Source organism: Phyllobacterium sp. UNC302MFCol5.2 (assembly GCF_000686005.1).
Taxonomy (GTDB): domain Bacteria; phylum Pseudomonadota; class Alphaproteobacteria; order Rhizobiales; family Rhizobiaceae; genus Phyllobacterium; species Phyllobacterium pellucidum.
The window spans coordinates 50,243-69,673 of sequence record NZ_JMLL01000016.1; the positions used below are offsets into that span (position 1 = coordinate 50,243).

A 19,431-nucleotide genomic window follows, 5' to 3' on the forward strand; every position below is an offset into this window, starting at 1 on the left:
ATGACCCAAGCAATTAAAAGTGGTAGCGGGCCATAAGGCAAAAGAATTTTTCCTGGAACAGTGCCAATCGGCGTGTCGCACGTTCCCAACTCGCGGCAGCCTAACGGATTTGCAATTTTTGGCTGATAGCGTGATCGCAAACCACCATCAACGGTTGCTTGCAATTCGGATCCCTTGGCAATGCCACCAGCCGCAACGGAACATAAAGCAGAAAAACGGCGCCAGGATCGCAAGCGGACCCGCCTGCGATCCGGCAAGCTTGTCACGTTGGATGGTCACTTCCTGACCGAATGCCAGTTCCAGAACATTGCCCATGGCGGGGCGAGGATAAGGCTGATCGGCTCGTGCGCCGTTCCAGCCCGCTTCTGGCTGTTCGACGATCAATATTGCGGCGCGCTGATCACGGAAGTCGTATGGCACAAGGAGCCGGAATTCGGCGTCCGCTTCGTCCAGGACCCCACCGTCGAACCCCTGAACGACACGCTGCTCCAGACGCTCGCGGGCAAATATTACTCGCTTTGATCCAGTATTAGGGCCGTTCGAGGCCCTTGGTGTTCTGGTTGCGGATTTCCTTGGAACTGATGTAGTTGAACTGCTCGACGAGGAGGTCCTTGAGGAGCGGCTGCGGGAAATGCGCGTTGACGCGGTCGATGATGGATTTCTTCACATCATCGAACTTGACCTGCTGCACGTCCTTTACGTCCGAATACTGGCCGTAGAACTGTGAGAAGATCTCGTCATTGATGAAATAAGAGACGGGCACGGTCACCGACGCCTTGACAGATTTGTCGAGCGTATAGGCAAATTGCGTCACCACATAGCCATGCACCGCATTGTCGATGATGACGGGCACGCTGAAGACATCGGTCTTGCCATCGTCGAGCACGACTTCACCGGCCTTCGGCGCGACTGATGCGGTCGCCGAATTCTGCCAAACGGCAAAATAGAGCGAGCCAAGCGCAACGCCGCAAATCCACAGGCCGATAATGGCGATGCGGATCATGCGCCCTGACCGTCCCGCAATTGCCTGACCGTATAGGTGCCGTCTGCCTCCTGCGTTTCGAGGGCGTCACGGATGAGCCCGGTCAATTCCGTAACGGCGCGCAGGTGCAACTTGAGCGCATCGCAATTGCGATCGAGCTTCTGGCGCAGATTGTCGAGGAACGGCTGCAGGGACCTCAGCGCCGACGTGTCGACGGTTTTGGCGGCTTTGCCCATTGCCTTGTTGAAGTCGCGCAAGCCGCGGCTCTTATTGGCATTGATATCGGCGAGGTCGACCGTCTGGCCATCAAGGAGCAGACGGGTCTCGCGCTCGACGACTTCTTCCAGCCTGCGGATTGCAAAGAGCACTGGATCGAGTGCGGGTTCGTTTCTCTGGGCGAAAGCTGTCATCTCGGTGCTTTTCTGATTATCGTTGACGGTTTCCATATGAATTCCCTCCAAACGTTTCGGCCTCAGCCTTGTCGGGTTGATTCGACGTCATCGGTCGATTTCAATTGCCTGTGAATGAGTTGCCGTTCGATCTGGTACAAAATGACATTTGAATCCTGCTGTTTGAAATTGGGTTGGTCATCAGTTTTGATACTGTTTTCAGTCGCGGCTTCGGCAGCGGCATTTTTTGCCTTCCGCGCACTCTGCGCTTCGAGCATGCGCGCTATACCGATTCCGCCACCGTCGGACATCTTGTTGGCGATCGCCTCGGCCATCATCGATTTCCAGTAGTCGCCGGCAATTCCCTCACCGAAGACGGCCTGATTCTCGCCAGTGAACATCGACTCGACGAAGGATTGCAGCATGAAGGCCTCGAATTTCTTGTAGGCCTTGTTAGGCGCTTCGGCAGCCTTGGCGCTCCGAGCTTCCGGTGCTGCCTGCTGCAAAGCAGCGAAACTGTCGCGCGAAAGCTGCATCTGCGCTGCAACCCGGTCGGATGTCATCGCCCGCAGCTTGTCCGCCGCTGCCCGCATCGCATCGGGATCCGCGGCCATGGCAACATCGAGCACCAGATCGGACGGCGGATTAATGGCCATTTGTTGCAGCTTCGCTTCGTTGTCTCATAGGGTGCACTTTAATCGCCCAAACTTACGGGAGGCTTGAGCCTTAAATTTTCGGCGCTGCCAGTAAATGACTGATACTCTCATCGAGCTCGGCGGCGGCCTCCGCACGTGTGAGCTTTGCGTCAAGGACACGCAGCTTGTCGCTCAAGGTGTCGATCGTGCGCGAAACTCTCAGCCAGTTCTGTCGTTCTGTCATTGCGGTATCAGCCAGTGATGCCTGTCGCGCCTTGTTCGTTTCGAGCTGTCTCATGATAATTCCGACGGGAACGATGCTGGCCTCCGCTCCGAAACGACTCTCATGCATTCTGAAGAGGTCGAGATTTTCCGCTTCGACCGCCGCTGATTGCGCTTGAAGTCGGGCAAGCTCCATCTCGTGTCGCAACTTCGCAAGTTTCTGCAGGCGGATCATCTCGCGATAGGTGGCGCGTGTCGCTGCCATATCAGAAACTCCTCAGATAGGCGCCGGCCTCGTTGGTGAAGAAACGCAAGATGTCCGGGATGGCGAAATAGAGCAGCATCAGACCGCCCGCGAGCACGAAGGGCATCGATATGAAGTAGACCGGGATAGACGGCGTCAGCTTGTTGATCAATCCGATGGCAATATTGACCACAACGGCGAAAACGATGAAGGGCGCGGCAATACGGATGGTGCTGAGGAACGCCCTCGACAATGTATCGGTCAGATTGACCATTGCCGTGGACGCCTGGAAATTTCCGTCGACGGGTATGGCCGAGTAGGATGACAGGAGCGCCCGGAAAACCTCGAGGTGGAGGTCCGAAATAAAGAACAGGCAGAGCGCTGACAGGGTCACAAAGCTTGCGATTGCCGCCTCCGGCTCCTCGGATTCGATGGCGCCACCTGGGGCTCCCGAATATCCGGTCGCCATGGCGATCGCTCCCGCCATGAATTGCAGCGCCCAGAAATAGAGGCGCGCAAGAACACCAATCATGCCGCCGGTAATGATTTCGATGACGATGATCCGCATCAGCGGAATGGGCGCCGACCGCGCGGCTGGCTCGACTTGCGCGAGGACCATTGGCACCACCATCAGCGAGCAGGCGAGGGCGACGAACAGACGGATTTGCATCGGTATTCGCGGGCTGGAGAGGCCCGGCATGACAAGGAGGCATGCGCCCACGCGCGCGAAAACCAGAAAGGCCGCGATAATCGTGTCGCTCATTTGCGGCATTGGCGGCAACTCAGGAAATCGTGCCGAGCGAACGCACTTCGACCCCGCGAGCGATCTCGACGTGGGAGAGCACCGACAGCGTCGCGAAGAGCCGTTCGATGATCATCCGGATATAAGGACGCGCCTCGGGCGATGCGACGAGAACAAAGCGCTCCCCGGCATCGAGATATTTACGGATCGCGGCACTCGCCTCCGTGCCAAATTGTTCTAGCAGCCGTGGGTCGATGTCGAACTCGACGATCTCGCCCTTGGCATCGCGCTTCAGGCTCTGGTGGAAGACGAGATCCCAGCGATTGCCGAGCCTGAGCACCGAGAGCACGCCATTATCGGCAAGATCGCCGCAGATTTGCTGGGCCATGCGCATGCGCACGTGCTCGACGATCATCTCGGAGCGACGCACATGCGGCGCGACTTCGGCAATGGCCTCGAGGATGAGGTTGAGATTGCGGATGGATACCCGTTCCGTCAGCAGCAGCTTTAGGACTGCCTGCAGCCCCGAATAGGAAAGATGCGCAGGGCAAATGTCGTCGAGCAGTTTCTTGTATTCCGGGCCGAGGCGGTCGAGCAGACCGCGCATGTCCTTGTAGGACAGGAGCTGCGCCAGGTTGTTGCGGACGATTTCGCTGAGGTGAGTGAGCAGGACCGAAAGGTTGTCGACGGTCATGTAATTATCGCGCTTCAGCTCCGCAGCAAACGTTTCCGGCACGGAATAGGCCTTCATGCCGAAGGCGGGCTCCCGCACTTCTTCGCCGGGAACGTGCGGGGGCGGCCTGTCGCCCGGGATAACTAGGATTTCGCCGACCCGGACTTCATGGGAGGCAACGACCGTTCCGTGAATCTTGATGCGGTACGTCTTTGGGGGCAGCAGGAAGTCGTCCGTGACCTTGATCTCGGGCACGACAAATCCATATTCGACGGCAAATTTCTTGCGCATCTTGTTGACGCGGTGGGCAAGTTCGAGCTGCGAAGCCAGAAGTTTCGCCGAAAGCTGTTTGCCGAGGCAAAGCTCGATCTGCGCGGTCTCGAGCGAGGCGCGAACCGAGTTGCGATCCTCTTCGGCGGCGGCGTGCTGTTTCTGGGCAATCTCGGCCTGGGCAGCCGCGGCCACCCGCGCCAGCTTGCGGGGAACCGAAATGCCGATCGCTGTCAGGCCGATCGCGAGGATAAAGAAGGGAAAGGCCGGCAGACCGGGCAGGCTGCCGAGGACGAAAAGCAGGAGCGCGGCAACGAAGAGTGCCTTCGGGTAGGCGCCGAGCTGCCCGAACACCGCCTTGTCGGCAGAGCCGCGCGTGCCGCCCTTCGAAACGAGGAGGCCGGCGGCAAGCGAAACGATCAGGGCCGGAATCTGAGTGACTAGGCCGTCGCCGACCGAGAGTTTGGTGAAGACGTCAGCGGCGTGGCTGACATCCATGCCGTGGCGGGTAACACCGATGATGATGCCGCCGAAAATGTTGACGGCGGTAATGATGAGACCGGCGATCGCATCGCCTCGCACAAACTTGGACGCACCGTCCATGGAACCGAAGAAAGCGCTTTCCTCTTCGAGCTCGCGCCGGCGATGCTGTGCCTGCTTTTCATCGATCAGGCCCGACGAGAGATCGGCATCGATGGCCATCTGCTTGCCGGGAATGGCGTCGAGGGTGAAGCGCGCGCCGACTTCCGCGATGCGCGTCGCGCCCTTGGTAATGACGAGGAAGTTGACGATGATCAGGATCGCGAACACGACAAGACCGATGACAAAGTCGCCGCCCATGACGAATTGCGAGAAACCGTGGATCACCTGTCCCGCAGCACCGTAACCCTCGTCGCCGTGGGTGAGGATGACACGGGTTGTCGCGATGTTCAGCGAAAGCCGCATCATTGTCGCGATCAGGAGGACAGTCGGGAAAGCCGAGAAGTCGAGCGGCCGCTGAATCCACAGGGCGACCATCAGGATCAGCACGGACAAGGCGATGGAGAAGGCAAGGCCGATGTCGAGAACGATTGGCGAGACCGGCAGGAAAAGGACGGTCAGGATGACGACGATGCCGAGGGCAAGGCCGACATCACTGCCGGTCAGATAGCCTTTGTCGCCCAGGCGTTTTACTGCAACTTGCTGCACGGTCGTCTCCTATTGTCGCAGTAACAATAGGGGGCGAAGCTTGCGCGAGGCAGGCAGCGGGATGGCGGAGAAGCTCAGCGTATGACGACGCGAGTTCTTTAAATCCCTGAACCGTCCAGCTGCTCGGCGTCTTCACCTTCCCAGGGGGCGGGCATGGAGGTGCGGTTTAGATTGGCTGAGGGCATCGGCATCCAGCACTTCAATTCCGGCTCGGCATATTCGACGACACGGCCGGGTGAGGAATCAGAGGCGCGCCAGCCTTCGGCACCAAACTGGTCGCCTTTGGACCAATATGCGAGGTCAACTTCTGCCTGCCCCTGTTCAGTCGGGCGGATCGTTATAAGGATTCGACTGCCGTCTTTCGGTGCGCTTGCCATGTGGCGCCAACGGTCTGGCTCGTCCATTGTTTTTTCCTCTTGCCTCGGTGGGTTGCAAGTTTCTCCCCGCTATCGAAAGCGGTCAACTAAACTTTTCACAAGCCATCGCCCGAATTCTGCTTTGTAGTTGGGATTTGATGCCCGGAAACGGAGTTCGGAGGTTGGGATGAACGATCAAACCGTGCGGATGGCGCTTCAACGTCATTGGGAAGCGTCGGACGCGAGCGACTTCGAGGTCGAGCATGAGATCTATCGTGATGACGCTGTGCTCTACTATCCGCAATCGAATGAGCGGATTCGTGGCCGGCACAACATTCAAGAGAGCCGGACAGTTCAGCCGAACAAGAAGCGCTTTACGGTCCAGCGAATTATCGGCAGCGGTGATCTATGGGTCTCTGAATTCGTGCTCACCTATGACGGTATACCAACCTATGCGGTGAGCATCATGGAATTCAGCGAAGGACGTGTGGTCAACGAAACGCAATATTTCGCCGATCGATTTGAACCTGCGCCCTCGCGCGCGCATCTGGTTGAACAAGCCAGGAAGGGGACAGTACCGCGTATCCAAAAATAGAGCGAGCCGCGGCGGCTTCCTCCGCGTAGGGCCCGACGCTCGACGTCTACTGGAGATCAAAGAACACGGTATAAACCAGCCTTTCCTCTACCACTTTTCGCCGTCTCGTCGCACCGCCACGTTGTTCGGCGATGGTCCTGTCCGTGTAATAGCGTTCGTATTCACGTATGGCGAGGCGAGCCGGTTTGCCAGCGGTATCTGGCAGGGTCACATTGGCGCTCCATATAACGGGATCGAATAGATCGGGCGGGATCTGGACGACGTCGATCGGGCTCGCGATGTGCGTCAGGTCGAGGCTAATCCGCTGCCCCAACCGGTCGGCGGCGGCCGGAGGTGCTTCTACCCTTACGGCCGGCTGATCGAATAAGATCGTCGTAACGATCGGCCCTATTCCAGCGACAGGCGCCAATATGGCCGAGGTCAGCACCTTCTGATCGATCCAGGCGAGGTCGGAATCGATCGCCGGGTCGCGGGTCTGCAGTACGAGCTCGACCTTGTTTCTTCCGGTTTCGACCGCCTGGCCGGGGAGGGGGATGAAGGAAATGTCCTGGTATTCCGAGTCCGTCGGGAATTTCATTGGACCATGACTTGGTACCGTGCCGCGAAGCTTGACCGCGACCACGGCGCCGTCGCGTTGAAACGATGAGCGGCGGCGCGGCAGGACCTGCGAGAAATCAGCAAGCACGACCTTCGAAATCTTTGCGCCAGAAAGCGCGTTGGGCTGATAGCGGACCAGCGCGAGCCGCACGAACGGCATATAGCTGCTGCCGGGATTAAGCTCGATGTCGCAATACCAGAGCGAGCGCGCCTGATCCCAATGAACGCGGTGGCCGATGATCTGCACCTGCTGCCCTGCCGCTTGCGGCTCAAGCAATGGGACGGCTTCATTGATAACCCGCGAGGGGAAATCGGTGATCCGGATCGCGTTTTTCGGCAGCGACGTATCCCACAAGGGATCGAGACCCCACTGCGTTACCAGCGGCACGACAGGCACCGGAATATCGGTAAAGCGGGCATTGTCCTGGAGGATCACGACGCCGAGCAGTTCGCCGTTCCCCGAGGAGAACCAGGGGCGCTCAAGCCATACGCGCAGGCCGTTGCCAAGCCGTACTGTATCGAGAGATGAATTGTCCGCTGTTTCTTCCCAGCGGAAAGTGGGCATGACGTAGACGATGCGCGGCTCGTCAGGGGCCGCGCTCGATTTGACGATGGTGAGCGGCGCGGCGCCAGGCTGGACAAGGAATGGAGCGCCCGGATCATCATCCGCGCCAAGCTGGAATTGCTGGCCCTCGGCAATAGGCCCAAGGCGCGTAACCTGATCTTTCTGTTCATAGATTGATGGCGGAAGATACTCGCGAAAACGCGTCGTAGCACACACCTTATAATCGACCAGCCGGAATTTTGTGTCGCCGAATTCGTGCCGGTCGCCCCGGGCGCGCGGGCGCGCGGCGTCATATTGCTGGGCGTTCACCGCGCCGTTAAGATCGAATGTGTTTTCGTGGTTCTCGGCAAGCAAAATTTCGCCAAGCGCCCCATGGGAATCGACAAGTTCCGGTCCCGGCTTTTCCAGATCGTCGATCCACTCCTTCCAATGCGCTTCGACTTCGAATTTTCCGGTGCTGGGTCCGTGCAGCCGCACCTGCGCTCGCAAGATGGCAAACTGGTCGTTCATGCTGCGGCCGGCGACGAGCTTGATCATTTCGGGCGCGCATACCGGTTGCTGGGTGGCGTGGACGAGCGTGAGTTCGCGATAGGGCGTCATCATCCACGCGCAGCCGAGTTCGGCCATGCCGCGCAGAAAGTCCCGCTCGCCGGCGGTGTCGATCCATCCCGGCAAACCAAAGGAGTCCATGAATTTTTTATGGGCGAAGCTGGCATAGCGAAGGCGTGCGATACGGCCCTTGGCGATAAATAGTGTCAGGACACGTTTGTCCTCATCCCACGCAGGCGTCCCATCGTCGTTGAATGTTTCGTCACAAGGTGGATCAAGGAGCGATGCACCACGCTCCTGAAGGACGATCCTGAACCCGGTTGAGTCCGGCCATTCCTTGCCATGGGCGACAACGAGAACGAGTTCCTGGTTCGGGGCACGCACCACCGCAGCGCTCGGCCCGAGGACGACGGGCACGGTCACCCCGGGGATCGAATGGCCTTGCATAGCCCGCAATGCGAAGCCTCCCGATGCTCCATCCGGAAGATAGGGTGTGGAAACCTGAGCGTCGCGATGAATCACGTATTGGCCGGCGGCGAGGCGATCGCCGGTGGGGTTGTCCGGCGAGGGCAATCGCAGCGGCAATATCGTCCGCGTGGCAGTTCCTGCTATAGCCGCAGGCGTGATGAGTTCGGGCGTCGATGTTGCCGTCGGATCATTCAAGCTTCCAGCCTCGCGGCTTGCAATCGCGTAGGCTGTCTTGATCGAGGCAGGATCGGCGAAGTAGACGTCGAACAGTCCGTGCTGCTCGCATTGCAGCTGCGAGGATTTCGGTGGCACCACATGCCGCTCGTTGCCGGCGGTGTAATCGAAATCCTGCGAAGCCGGCAGCTTGATCGCATCCTTGAACGGCTTCTTCTTCAGATAGCCTTCAGGGTCGACGTCGAAGTTGCTTCTTATCACCATCCGCTCGAGCGACTCGCCCTCACTCACGCGTGCGCGTTGAACAAGTACGGGAGGGTCCACGGGCTCAAAGCGTAAATAGCCTACGGGTTCGCTGACCTGCTCGTCGTCTTCAAGCGACCTGTCGTCCACGCCGAGGCTGTTGCCGGCCAGATCCACCAACCGTGCCCGGAAGCGGTATTGCGTGCCGAACCTCAGGCGCGGCAAGCTGCCTTTGGCCGCGACGAACGTTGCCGATACGCCATTGCCACCGCTTGTTGCCTCGTCTGCAACCGTCTCTGGGGTTTCACTTTGAACGCCCGAGGTGGGATCGCTGCTCGCGCGCAGCGTTTTTCCGGGGCGCTGCGTTACCAGGCTCCATCCCGTCCAGCGAAACATCGATTCGTGCAGATAATGATCATCCGGGTCGGCATCCTCACTGGCCGAACTTGTCGTCGACGCCCCCTTCACATAGCCTTCATCGTCTTCGAGGGGGAGGTCTTCGTTCGTGGCAATGAGCTTGTAAGTGCCATGCCGGCCGCAAAGGGTATGCCACTTCTCAGGCGAGCCGCTAATTACGGGCTGAACGTCGACTCTATATCCCCGCAACAGGTCTTCAGTGAACAGAACAACCTTCTTTCCTGCGCCGGACTTTACCGCTGCGTCCTTCAGCGCCGCAGATGCAGCACTCTGGGCAATCGTGAGCGCCTTGCCATGGCGGGATATGCCAAGTCCGCCCGTGCGAAGGGCGGCGACCGCCTGCTTGTCGCCAGTCGTATAGGTGACTGCACCGTCGGCGCCGATTGCCAGGCTCTTTCCCACAAGATTCTGTGCGGTAATGACAAAATCCACCGTCTTCAGGGCTGCACCATCCGGGTCGACCTGATAGACGTCGAACAGGGTGCGCTTGTCATTGTTCCATTTATCGTCGGCATACTGCAGTTTCAGTAAGCCCCGCTCGTGATCCTGCGTCCTTGGACGCGTCACAAACCGGTACTTGTCGGCTATCCACGCGGTCTGCGGGCAGGAATCATCCGCCGGATCGTGGGCGCTTCCCCATGAAAGGTTGAGTGACATTCGCCCTTGCACCTGCGGGGCAGCATTGAGCGCGAGATCAATGGGCGAATTCGGCTGGACCACGCAATCGATCACAAGGCCAAGGCGCCGCAGAAGTCGCGGATAATCGCTGTAGGAGGCGATGATCCGATGGAAATCGAAATCGGGCGCTTTGGGCTGGGCAGGAACGTCGACAAGCTTGGGGCGGCGCAATTGCTTTTGCGCGTCAAGCTTGTCGAGCTTTGCTTGTGTCAGAGGCTCGCGGCGGTAGAAGCGATCTGCCTGGTAGAAAGCATATTCTGCCGCGGAGGAGAATTGCCCCATAATGCTTGCATCGGCGCCGCCCCCGGCAGGATTGTGCCAGTCCGGAGGCAAGGCGCGGACCGGAAACTGCCCACTGGACCTGGGGTTTCCCTGCTCATCGACATCCACGCCAACGACCTGTCCGCGGTAAATACTCTTTGTGCCAAAGACGGTATTGCGCAAACGGTTCTCGGTGCCCTCGCGACCTTCATCGTCGAAAAAGCGGTTGAAGCCCGGCACGAGGTATTCGATTTGCCGGTCGCCGAGGTTGATTTTTTCCGTGCGGGTGCCGAGTTCGCCCAGCAGGTCCTTCAGGCCTGGATGGGCTTGCGACCAGGGCAGGAGGGTTGGCGGCGTCCCTGTCGATTGGATCGCGAGGTTCTTATAGTGCTTGCGCAACGTTCCAAGAACGTTGCGCATGGGGAACGAGCGGAGATTGACCTTGCTCATGTCCTTGAAAACGTATCCGCTGACGGGGGTTTGGGCTGAGAACAGCTTGGCCCAGAGATCGACATCGGGGTCGCTTATACGTCGAAGCTCAAGCTCGTCAGGGCCAACCTGCAAGGAAAACTTCACGTTATCGAGCGTTTTTGGCCAGTTGCGCCATTCCGGAAACGCCTTCAACACCTGCTCGTCAGACGCCTCGGGCGTCAGCCGGGGAGACGCGACCAGGGACACGCGCAATTGGCCGGCAAATTCGCCGTCTTCCACGCGCCCATTGGGCAGTACCGTCCAAAGAATGGTTTGTCTTGCCATGCTCCCCTCCCTCAGGCGAACGCCTCTACATATTCACGCCATCCGTAATCGGTATCGGTGTCGATGAGTTCGAGTTCCTCGGCGATCGGCAGCGCCGCGTTGACCCCCATAAGATCGCGGAATGTCGGATCGCCGTTAGCTCCGGCAAATTTTCGTTCGCAGGTTACGGTGACGCTTGTCGAGAACATGAATATTTCAATTTCGATTGTCAGCTGCGCCTTGCCGACGCATTTCCCACTCTCGAATTCGTAGCGAAGTTCGAGATAGAGTTCGAGCGAACAGGAAATCAGCCCAAGTACGCTCACATAACCGCCGAGGCGGAAATAGCCGGTCAACGAACAAGCATCTTTCTCCATGCGGAAGTAGATGCCCGCCATGACATGGACCCCGCCTGAAGCGACGCCGAGATCGATGGAGATGCTCGCACCGAATTCAAAAGACGCCTCGAGGATCTGTATGCCGTGCGGGTCCAGCGTAATGCCAAAAAATCCGCCGCCGCCGAAAAGCGAAACAGTCAGGTTGAACGGTTGTTCGCGGGTGCAGAAATTAAAGCGGACGGACAGCGGCTGACCGATGAACGGCACGGTAAAGCCGGCACCAAGGCTCAGATTGCTGAGGTTGAACAGACCAATGGCAATTGTCGGCAGTGTAAGCGAAAAGCCGGCATCGATGCCCTGAGGTGTAATGTCGAGATAGGGCGGATCGGAGAAGCCATCGAGCGGTATGAGATCGCGCAAGGTCTCGACGAAACTCAGCGGCCCGACAAATTTGATGTCGTTGAGCAGGACGTCGACGTCCATCTTCGCGGCACTGTCGACGCGGAACTCGATCTTCTCGAAATTCAGTTCGATGAAACTTGCCGGTGCGATCAAGACCAGGTCGAAATGCTTCAAGCTGCAGACGACGTTGATCTTCGGCGCGCTGCTGCCGTTCTTCTTGACCTTGGCTTCCACGGCGACGAGGAAGCCGCGTTTGTCATTGGCGCGGAACATCGGGTTTTTCGCTTTGTCGACACCCGGGAGGGCCCAGTTGTCGATCGGCGGGTTCCAGTCGAAGCGGATCGTCAGTTCATCGCCGGTCAGCATTTCGAGGAGTTTTAAAAGGTCGCCTGCAGCGTTGAGGATCTCGACGACGAGTTCGATGGCCGAAAGAATTGCCTGTTTTGGCGCGCCGTCGAGCAGTCGCGATGCTTTGATGGTATCGTGCAAGGGGGTGATCTTAGCCTGCACCGCCGTCAGCAGACCGCCGAGCGTGGCGGGATCGCCCAGCAATTGCGGCAGGTTTTCCGGATGGCCGACAATCGTCTCGAGCGCCAAATAAAGCTCTTTCCCTTGCGTGATGAGGGTGGTGATCGTCGCCACGTCGCTCGCGAGGGTCTTGGTCTGGTTGGCGATCTGCTTCAACGACTGCCGGAAGCCGGCCGGGAGGGATACACCCCCGACCTGCGCATCGGCGGCAGCGAGCAACTGGTCAGCGGCGTTGTTGACATTGGTGAGAGCGCCGGCAAGTCCGCCCAGCGGCAGGGCGAGGTCGACGCTCGTTACCGCCAGCAGCGGGGCGATTTCCGATTTCACTGCAAGGACTGCATTCTTCAGATCATTTACACGCGCCTTGGCATTGGCAACGAGCGCGGCTTGATAGGCTTCGGCCTGCTCAATGAGGTCGTCCAAAGTTTCGCGGACAACCTCGAGGGCCGCATCGGCGATGCTACCCGGACTGTCAGCCAGGTGCGTGACAAATTCGAAGAGACGCACGAGCCCGTTGATGAAGCTTTCGACCTTGGTGCTGGCTTCGCTTGCAAATTTCGGGACCTGTTCGGGCTTGTCGCCAAGGTTGGTGACAGCCTGGATGACATCGCCGAGCGGAATGCAGCCAAACAGCAGCGGCAAGGGAAGATCAGACAGGGTGGCCGGAAACGCATTGCTGCCGGTCATTTTCCCATCCATGAAATCGGATACGTTGCCGGTTACAGGACCGGTCAGACGCGAGAGCGCGCTCGGCGTGAGATTCGGCTGGACAAAGCCTCCCGACCTGTCTCCCTGGGTCGAAAAATTAAGCTGAGCCATGCCGGGCTCGCTGACGACGTCGACAAAGACTTCGCCCTGATTGTTGGTAAAGCCGGCGCTCAGATAGCGTGCGTTCCATTTGACCGTGTTCGATGCGGAACTGCCGGTTAACTGCGCAAGGGCGGCGATGCGAACGCCGGCTTGTTGGACCATGGGGTAAAAGATGGGTTTGGAAAGGTTCTCGCTGTAGGCGCGGAGCTTGAGGTTCTGTTTCTCGACAAAACCGTCAAACGTTATCGATTCCGCCTCGACCGAAGTGTCGCCGGCTTTGACGCTTGGTGCCAGCGCTACGCGTTGGCGCTTGAGCGGGGCAGTCTTCCAACCTGAATGAGAAGGATCGTTCCAGGCGCCGCGGGCCTTATCGGCATTGGTTTCGGCAAGATCGAAATTGGGTTTCAGAACCGGGGCTGAGCCGTCCTTCACCGGGCTTGCCAAAGAAAAATCGATGAAGATCATCGGGAGTTCGAATTGTACCGTGCGCCCGTCGATGTCGGTGGCCGACATCTGGAACTTGAAAGGTTGCCCGCCAACGCAGGGCCAGAACATGGTCTGATTGCCGACGATGGAGCCCGGCCCCTGATTCGGCCTGTCGAGGCTTGGCGTGACGGCGGTCAGAATTCGAACACTCGAAAACGGCATTTGCCGGTGCAGCGCGATAGTCTCGTCCTTGTTGGTAAGGTCCGGATCCACGAATGTGCGTTCGCGCTCACGCACTATGATGAACAGCCGCTGACGCAGATATGCCGTATTGCCCGGCATCGCCTGGTCCGATCCCTTGCCATTGTGGAATTTGCGCTCGCTAACCTTGATGAGGGAGACGCGATGACCGAATGGGAATAGGAAACCCTTGTAGACGACACGCACATAGTGATCCCGCCCCATGGTGGCGCGATGAGCCCATTCCTCCACCGACAGGCCAACGGGATCCCAGCCGCCCCTTGAATCCAGCCAGCCACCAAGGGCAGAGAGCATCATGAGGTTGGCATTGACCGGCAAAGGTGCGTAGTTCGATTTCGAGAAATTCGACGAGAGATGGACGATCTGAAAGCGATCGAAATCGTCCATGGGCATACGGAACGGGCTGTTGTTGGGATTCGGCAAGTTGCCCGCGGGATAGTCCGATTGCATCGGCTTGGGCGATCCCTCGCCGGTAAGCGCCCACACGGCTCTCACGGTCCGTTGCGAGTCAGCATTTGGCGGCTCGATCGTCGGTCCGGTTTGGGATGGTGCGACCAGACGCGAATGCCACAGTTCGGTCCGCCCGGTCTGCTCCGAATAAATGGGAAGCGCTGCATGGCGCCAGCGTTCCGCGCCGTGCGGACTGAGGATCAGCCGCCATGGCATTTCGATTGCGGTCTGGTTCAGGCCAGGCAGGGCCGGGCGCGGACCCCGCAACGTCGGGAAAGTGCCGGCGTCGATGACAGGTCCGATCTGGACAAGATCGGATGCGCCGAGCCTGCCGGGTTTCAGCGCCTTCAATCCGGGACCACCCGTAGCCTGGCGCAGTTCAAACGCGCTGGCATTGCCCTGGACAGCGGCGATGCGCAGGCTTCGCGCCGCAAAACTGGTCAGAGATGCTCGTTGACGTGCACTCAGCTTGCCGAGATTGGAAGCGAATATATCGGTAAAGACAATCGGAGGGCGGGGCGCTGCGGGCGGCCGTGCATTGGCGGGAACGGAAAGCTCGAGCGTTTCGCAGGCGGCAAGGACATCCTCCAGCGTATAGGGAATGTCGAAGCCGTCCGGAACTTTGAACGCGAGCCTCGATTCGCCGGCAATTCGTGCACGGACCGGTGGTCCCGTGAGTGCTTCCGCCCCGCCAGGCTCGGGTTTTGGCGGAGTGCCGGGGCGGGGAGGGTCCGGGTTGTGCGTGGCAGTGGGAGGCGTTTCGAAGAAGGTCTCCTCGGTGATGGTCTGCGGCGGGAAATGTACGATCAGGCTCGCAGAGCCGGCGGCTGACTTCTTCAGCCGCGGCTTTGCCCCGCCTGATACGGTAAGGTTGATAAATTCGAGGCGCAATACCAGCATGTCACGCGGCCGCACCACCGCATCACCCCGGCGATTGATATCGAAGAAATTCTCGTTGGGATCCGGAATGAAGATGGGGTGATCAGGAATTCGGTCGACGATGGGGCCAATGGCTCCCGTAACAAGATCGGAGGCTTGTTGCGAGGACGGCGCTTGTGTTCCACGCACCAACTTTGACGGAGCGGAACTCACCGTCGTTGAAATCGGCTTCTTTGGAGGCATGGCGAACTTTCCTTCACGTAAGTCCGGCCATCCATCCAACAAAGCTATCCATTGAAAAGGTACGCCGGGCTCGTTCGAACCACGCCGCGTTTCCCAGGATAATGGCTCACCACCCGGATCTGGGTAGCCAACTCGTCTTCATCAAATGTCATGTGCAGCTGCGAATGGCATGCTTCTCAAGAGTCTTGCAGCGTGCACGGCATGGCCGGATAACAGGACAGTGCTTGTCTTGTGATTGTTTGCGAATGCGGCATCGATGTTGGACCGGTGTGGTCCGACGCTTCGGTTCAGGCGAAATCAACAATTCGATCTAGGGCATTGGGCCGAAGTCACACTAACCGCACAAGTGCCGTTTGAACATTAGCCCATAGGGAGTATGCGTGACGTTGATGACACTGCAGTCCGTTTAGCTGAGCCGGATGGTCAATTCCTCTCGAGATGAGAGAGCTCAAACAGAAGCCTGATTTTTTTGACGAGACCAGGCATGGCATGGATGCCAGCAATCTCGGTGCTGTTTTCGAACAAATGCTTCTCCGATTGCGCCCGCCTGCACAAAATGAGGCCCAGTTCATCAACGAGGCTTGGCCGATCGTGGAGCAACGGGGCCAGGGTTGACTTGGCGATTTCATAAACCACGGTAGAAGCGAGCGCACGCACGGTTCCTGGTTCCCCCGCGCCGGCGAGCAGGCTGGCCTCGCCGAAATAATCGCCAGGTGCCAGCTTGCCCAGATCTACTTTCCGACGACCCTCTTCACGTGTGACTACCAACACACCGCTTCGAACGATGAGCAGCGATTGCATCTCACTGCCCTGTTCGGCAACGACATCCGCCTTGCGGTACGTCCGGCGCGACATAGATTTAGCAAGGATTTCCTTTTCATCCTCGGTGAGCGTTTTGAACAGCGGTATTGCATCAAGGAGCCGCATCTGGCTCGAGCGGTTGCTGGCGGAAGGTTCCGTCTTTGCGCCGGATGCAGGCTGAACAACGACGGGTGTTGCCAGGGGTATGCCCGCTGCCATGCTGTGACGATAGATCAAATCGAAGATCTCATTTTGGGCCGTTCCGGCCACCGCAATATCTGCGACGCGAAAGGAGAGTTCGAGTTCCACCGCCGAACCGTCCAGTGATTTTATCTGAATGAACGGTTCCGGCTGATTCAGTATCGTTGTCGAACTCAAAAGAACGGAGTGCATCATATCCACGATGGCACTCGGCAATGTCGTACCGGCAAAGCGGACAGTGAGGCTGATGCCATGGCTCCGGTCCGGACTGCTGACATTGATCAGCCGTGCCTTGGCCAAGTCGCTGTTGGGAACGATAACCAGATCGTTCCTGCTGTTCAATAAGTGCGTCGCTCGCCAGTTTGTCTCGACGACTCTTCCCTCAGTGCCGTCGCTGAGAACAATCAGGTCCCCGATGACATAGGGCCTACCGAGGTTGAGGGCGATACCGGAAAAGACGTCGCTCAAGGTGCTCTGCAGTGCAAGGCCGAGAATAATGGCAAGCACCCCGGACGTCGCGATCAAGGTGCCCACGGGCAGGCTGAAGACGTTGGCGACGACGGATAGAACCGCCCCGAGATAAATGATGCCGACGACCAGATCCTGGATCAGTCTGCCTTCGCGTGGCCGCCGCTCGAATATCAGGAAAACACGTGCGAAACCGACGAGGGCCCAGGCGGCATTGATCCACCAGATGACCTTTGCGATCCCGATGAATACCTTCTGCACGGCTGAAGCAGTTGGTGGCCCTGCCTCGTAGGGAACGATACCGTGATAAAGCAACAATGTGGTAAGGACGATAAAGAACGTTACCTGAAAAATCAGGTGCAAGCGGGGATTGTTTCGCAGGGCCACCCGCGAGACAATGGCCCCCGTAGCGGCGAGGGTTCCGGCCTGGATTATCGGATCGGTGACCGTCTCAAGAAATGTCATTCTGCTTTTGACGCTAGAACGCTTCGCGGCGCCTCACAAGCCGGAACTTGCAGTAACGGAGCGCTCGCTTCAGCCAAATTGCCATTCAAGGATCGGGGCCATCAATTTTGGAGTTGGGTTTAGCCAGTCAAAGCTGTCGATCGGTATGCAATCTAGGTGGCACAACTGCCAGACGCGTCGGCCATCCCGACCCTAGTTCAATCAATCTCCGAAATTTCCCTCAGGCGAATTGCAGCCAGACTTTTGAACTCACCTTCCGGATATTTTTGAAGGTAGGCTTCGAACGCGGCCGGGGAGTTGCTCTCTTTTATCGAGTTCCAAAACTCGAGTTCCACCGCCCGGTCCGCAGCGGGGACAGCCTCTGGTTCCTTAGCTTTTGCCAGGCGGGCGCGGGCGAGCGCCACAAACTCGCCGTCGGGAAACCGTTCAAGGTAAGCCTCGTATTCCGACGGATCCTTAGTCTCCTGTATCGACTGCCAGAACGTCAGTTCCACTTGGTTCGACGTGCCCTTGATCGCGTTGCTGTCGTCGGATAGTTCAATGCTTCCCCTGGAAGGCGTGGCGCGAACATCGAGAAGATCAGAGCTTGCCTCGGGATCAAAGCAGACACGAAAAATCCGAACGGGGCGGGCGATATTCTTTACGGCGTGTTCCCCAAGATCCTCGAATTGGTAGTCCACCCTGTCGCGCAGATGGTCGCGCACGCCGCGCGTGACGCAAATTCCGCCGGGTTCCGCCTGTGCCTCAAGGCGACATGCGACGTTGACACCGTCACCAAAGATGCCGCCATCCTTGACCATGACGTCGCCCACATTGATCCCGATCCGCCAGAGCATTCGCGCCTGTTGGGGAAGGGACTTATTGGCTACAGCTAAGGACCGTTGAATGGAAATTGCACAGTTAACGGCGTCGACGATACTGCCGAACTCTGCGAGTACGCTGTCGCCAGCCGTACCGGATATCCCGCCGCGTCCCGTCGCAATAATCTCGTCTATGATGGCCCGGTGCGATGACAATGTCGCAAGGGTGCCTTCCTCGTCTTCGTGCATGAGCCGTGAATAGCCCTCGACATCGGCAGCAAGGATGGCGATCAACTTGCGATCGAGCGGAGGTGCTTCCATGGCCATGTCTCAACGCGCTCCGTCTGCACGGCCAGGCTGGTTTTGGGATGGTTGGCGTGCTCCCTGAAACGATTGTGAAAGGTTGTGGTTCCGCCAGGCCTATGGGATGCTTATTGTTATAAATCAAAACGAGCACACGCATGTTTTTGTGCGCATGGAGGGGCAATGGACAGTTACGGTAACATTCAACACGATGTCTCGACCTTGAAGACCGATGGAATCGTCGGCAAGAAATCAGCCTTTCCCCGCGCGTGGGCTGAACAGATGCGCGAAGACATGATGACCGCCTTTTGGTCTGCGATACAGCGGCCGGGTGGAGCTGTCGGACGTGGTCCGCGGCGGTGGTATGTCGAAATTCATCCAGAGGAGTTCGGCGGATTCGTTGATCTGGTCGCGCATCCTTGGGTCACTGCGATGTGCGAAAATGTACTTGGCCCGGATTATCAGATCGTCGAGATCGGGTTTGATGTTCCATTTCAAGGCGCGAAATTCCAGCCATGGCATCGGGACTTCCCCTCGCCTGTGGACACCTATGTCGAGCGGCGTATTACATCTCTCGCGTTTAATTTGACAGGCGTCGATGTCACCGAGGATATGGGCCCGTTCGAAATTGCGCCCGGAACACAATATATCGACGGTCGCGAGTGGAAACACGAGATGTTTCCTGCAAAGGCCGTGTGGCCGGAGTTTCAGACAAAAGCAGTGCGCAAGTTCCCGCAGCTTGGCGATATCTCCTGTCGTTCGGCGCTAACGGTACACCGTGGCACGGAACACGCCTCTCCAATAGCGCGGCCAGTGATGGTCCTTGGCGTGGACGCCCCGGGAGCGGGCCACGCGGAACTGCACGATCTCATGGTGACGAAGGGCTATTTTGAAAGCTTGCCGGACTCGGTGAAAAGGCATTTGGTCTGCCGGGTGGTCGATGAGTTGGTGCCGGTGAGGCAAAAGCACGATATCGAAGGATTGGTGATGGGCGCCGATCCGGTCTGAACCACGCGATTGCAATTCCGGTTAAGGAGGATTTGCGTCCTTGCCTGACCGCGGCGCTTCAGCTG

The 19,431-nt window shown here is 58.4% G+C and carries 14 protein-coding genes; 3 read left to right on the forward strand and 11 right to left on the reverse strand.

Going from position 1 to position 19,431, the window contains the following annotated elements:
• Positions 1-180: 180 nt before the first annotated feature.
• Positions 181-522 carry a PilZ domain-containing protein gene (locus tag BR48_RS0120575; RefSeq protein WP_027233035.1) on the forward strand — a complete coding sequence of 114 codons (342 nt, stop codon included), beginning with the start codon at positions 181-183 and terminating at the stop codon, positions 520-522.
• A gap of 7 nt (positions 523-529) precedes the next feature.
• Here BR48_RS0120575 and BR48_RS25135 read toward each other — a convergent pair whose 3' ends face one another.
• The 7 genes from BR48_RS25135 to BR48_RS0120610 form a co-directional block, all read right to left on the reverse strand.
• Positions 530-1,003 carry a hypothetical protein gene (locus tag BR48_RS25135; protein WP_036815149.1) on the reverse strand — a complete coding sequence of 158 codons (474 nt, stop codon included), beginning with the start codon at positions 1,001-1,003 and terminating at the stop codon, positions 530-532.
• Positions 1,000-1,428 carry a hypothetical protein gene (locus BR48_RS0120585; protein WP_027233036.1) on the reverse strand — a complete coding sequence of 143 codons (429 nt, stop codon included), beginning with the start codon at positions 1,426-1,428 and terminating at the stop codon, positions 1,000-1,002. The genes BR48_RS25135 and BR48_RS0120585 overlap by 4 nt, the downstream gene beginning before the upstream one ends.
• Before the next feature lie 26 nt (positions 1,429-1,454).
• On the reverse strand, positions 1,455-2,027 hold the full coding sequence (locus BR48_RS0120590; protein ID WP_027233037.1) for a rod-binding protein: 573 nt from the start codon (positions 2,025-2,027) through the stop codon (positions 1,455-1,457).
• Between the two features lie 70 nt (positions 2,028-2,097).
• Entirely contained in the window at positions 2,098-2,493 is a 396-nt protein-coding gene (locus tag BR48_RS0120595) for a hypothetical protein (protein WP_027233038.1), read from the reverse strand.
• Between the two features lies 1 nt (position 2,494).
• Positions 2,495-3,244 carry a flagellar biosynthetic protein FliR gene (fliR, locus tag BR48_RS0120600; RefSeq protein ID WP_027233039.1) on the reverse strand — a complete coding sequence of 250 codons (750 nt, stop codon included), beginning with the start codon at positions 3,242-3,244 and terminating at the stop codon, positions 2,495-2,497.
• Positions 3,245-3,254: 10 nt separating this feature from the next.
• The gene (gene flhA / locus BR48_RS0120605; protein WP_027233040.1) at positions 3,255-5,345 is read right to left on the reverse strand and encodes a flagellar biosynthesis protein FlhA; all 2,091 of its coding nucleotides are present in this window, start codon (positions 5,343-5,345) and stop codon (positions 3,255-3,257) included.
• Positions 5,346-5,443: 98 nt separating this feature from the next.
• Entirely contained in the window at positions 5,444-5,749 is a 306-nt protein-coding gene (locus tag BR48_RS0120610) for a hypothetical protein (RefSeq protein ID WP_027233041.1), read from the reverse strand.
• A gap of 139 nt (positions 5,750-5,888) precedes the next feature.
• Here BR48_RS0120610 and BR48_RS0120615 point away from each other — a divergent pair, with 139 nt between their 5' ends.
• Positions 5,889-6,296 (forward strand): nuclear transport factor 2 family protein, encoded by a 408-nt coding sequence (locus BR48_RS0120615; RefSeq protein ID WP_027233042.1) that lies wholly within the window; start codon positions 5,889-5,891, stop codon positions 6,294-6,296.
• 46 nt (positions 6,297-6,342) lie between these two features.
• On the opposite strand, the gene BR48_RS0120620 is transcribed toward BR48_RS0120615, so the two are convergent.
• From BR48_RS0120620 to BR48_RS0120635, 4 genes are all read right to left on the reverse strand, one after another.
• On the reverse strand, positions 6,343-11,004 hold the full coding sequence (locus BR48_RS0120620) for a hypothetical protein (RefSeq protein ID WP_027233043.1): 4,662 nt from the start codon (positions 11,002-11,004) through the stop codon (positions 6,343-6,345).
• Between the two features lie 11 nt (positions 11,005-11,015).
• Complete coding sequence (locus tag BR48_RS0120625) at positions 11,016-15,320, reverse strand: hypothetical protein (RefSeq protein ID WP_197030377.1); 4,305 nt, start codon at positions 15,318-15,320, stop codon at positions 11,016-11,018.
• Positions 15,321-15,743: 423 nt separating this feature from the next.
• Positions 15,744-17,255, reverse strand: a complete 1,512-nt coding sequence (locus BR48_RS0120630; protein ID WP_027233045.1) for a mechanosensitive ion channel family protein — start codon at positions 17,253-17,255, stop codon at positions 15,744-15,746.
• A gap of 197 nt (positions 17,256-17,452) precedes the next feature.
• Positions 17,453-18,382 carry an adenylate/guanylate cyclase domain-containing protein gene (locus tag BR48_RS0120635; protein WP_245273650.1) on the reverse strand — a complete coding sequence of 310 codons (930 nt, stop codon included), beginning with the start codon at positions 18,380-18,382 and terminating at the stop codon, positions 17,453-17,455.
• Positions 18,383-18,580: 198 nt separating this feature from the next.
• On the opposite strand from BR48_RS0120635, the gene BR48_RS0120640 reads away from it, so the two are divergent.
• Positions 18,581-19,366 carry a phytanoyl-CoA dioxygenase family protein gene (locus BR48_RS0120640; RefSeq protein WP_245273652.1) on the forward strand — a complete coding sequence of 262 codons (786 nt, stop codon included), beginning with the start codon at positions 18,581-18,583 and terminating at the stop codon, positions 19,364-19,366.
• The last annotated feature ends 65 nt before the right edge of the window (positions 19,367-19,431 follow it).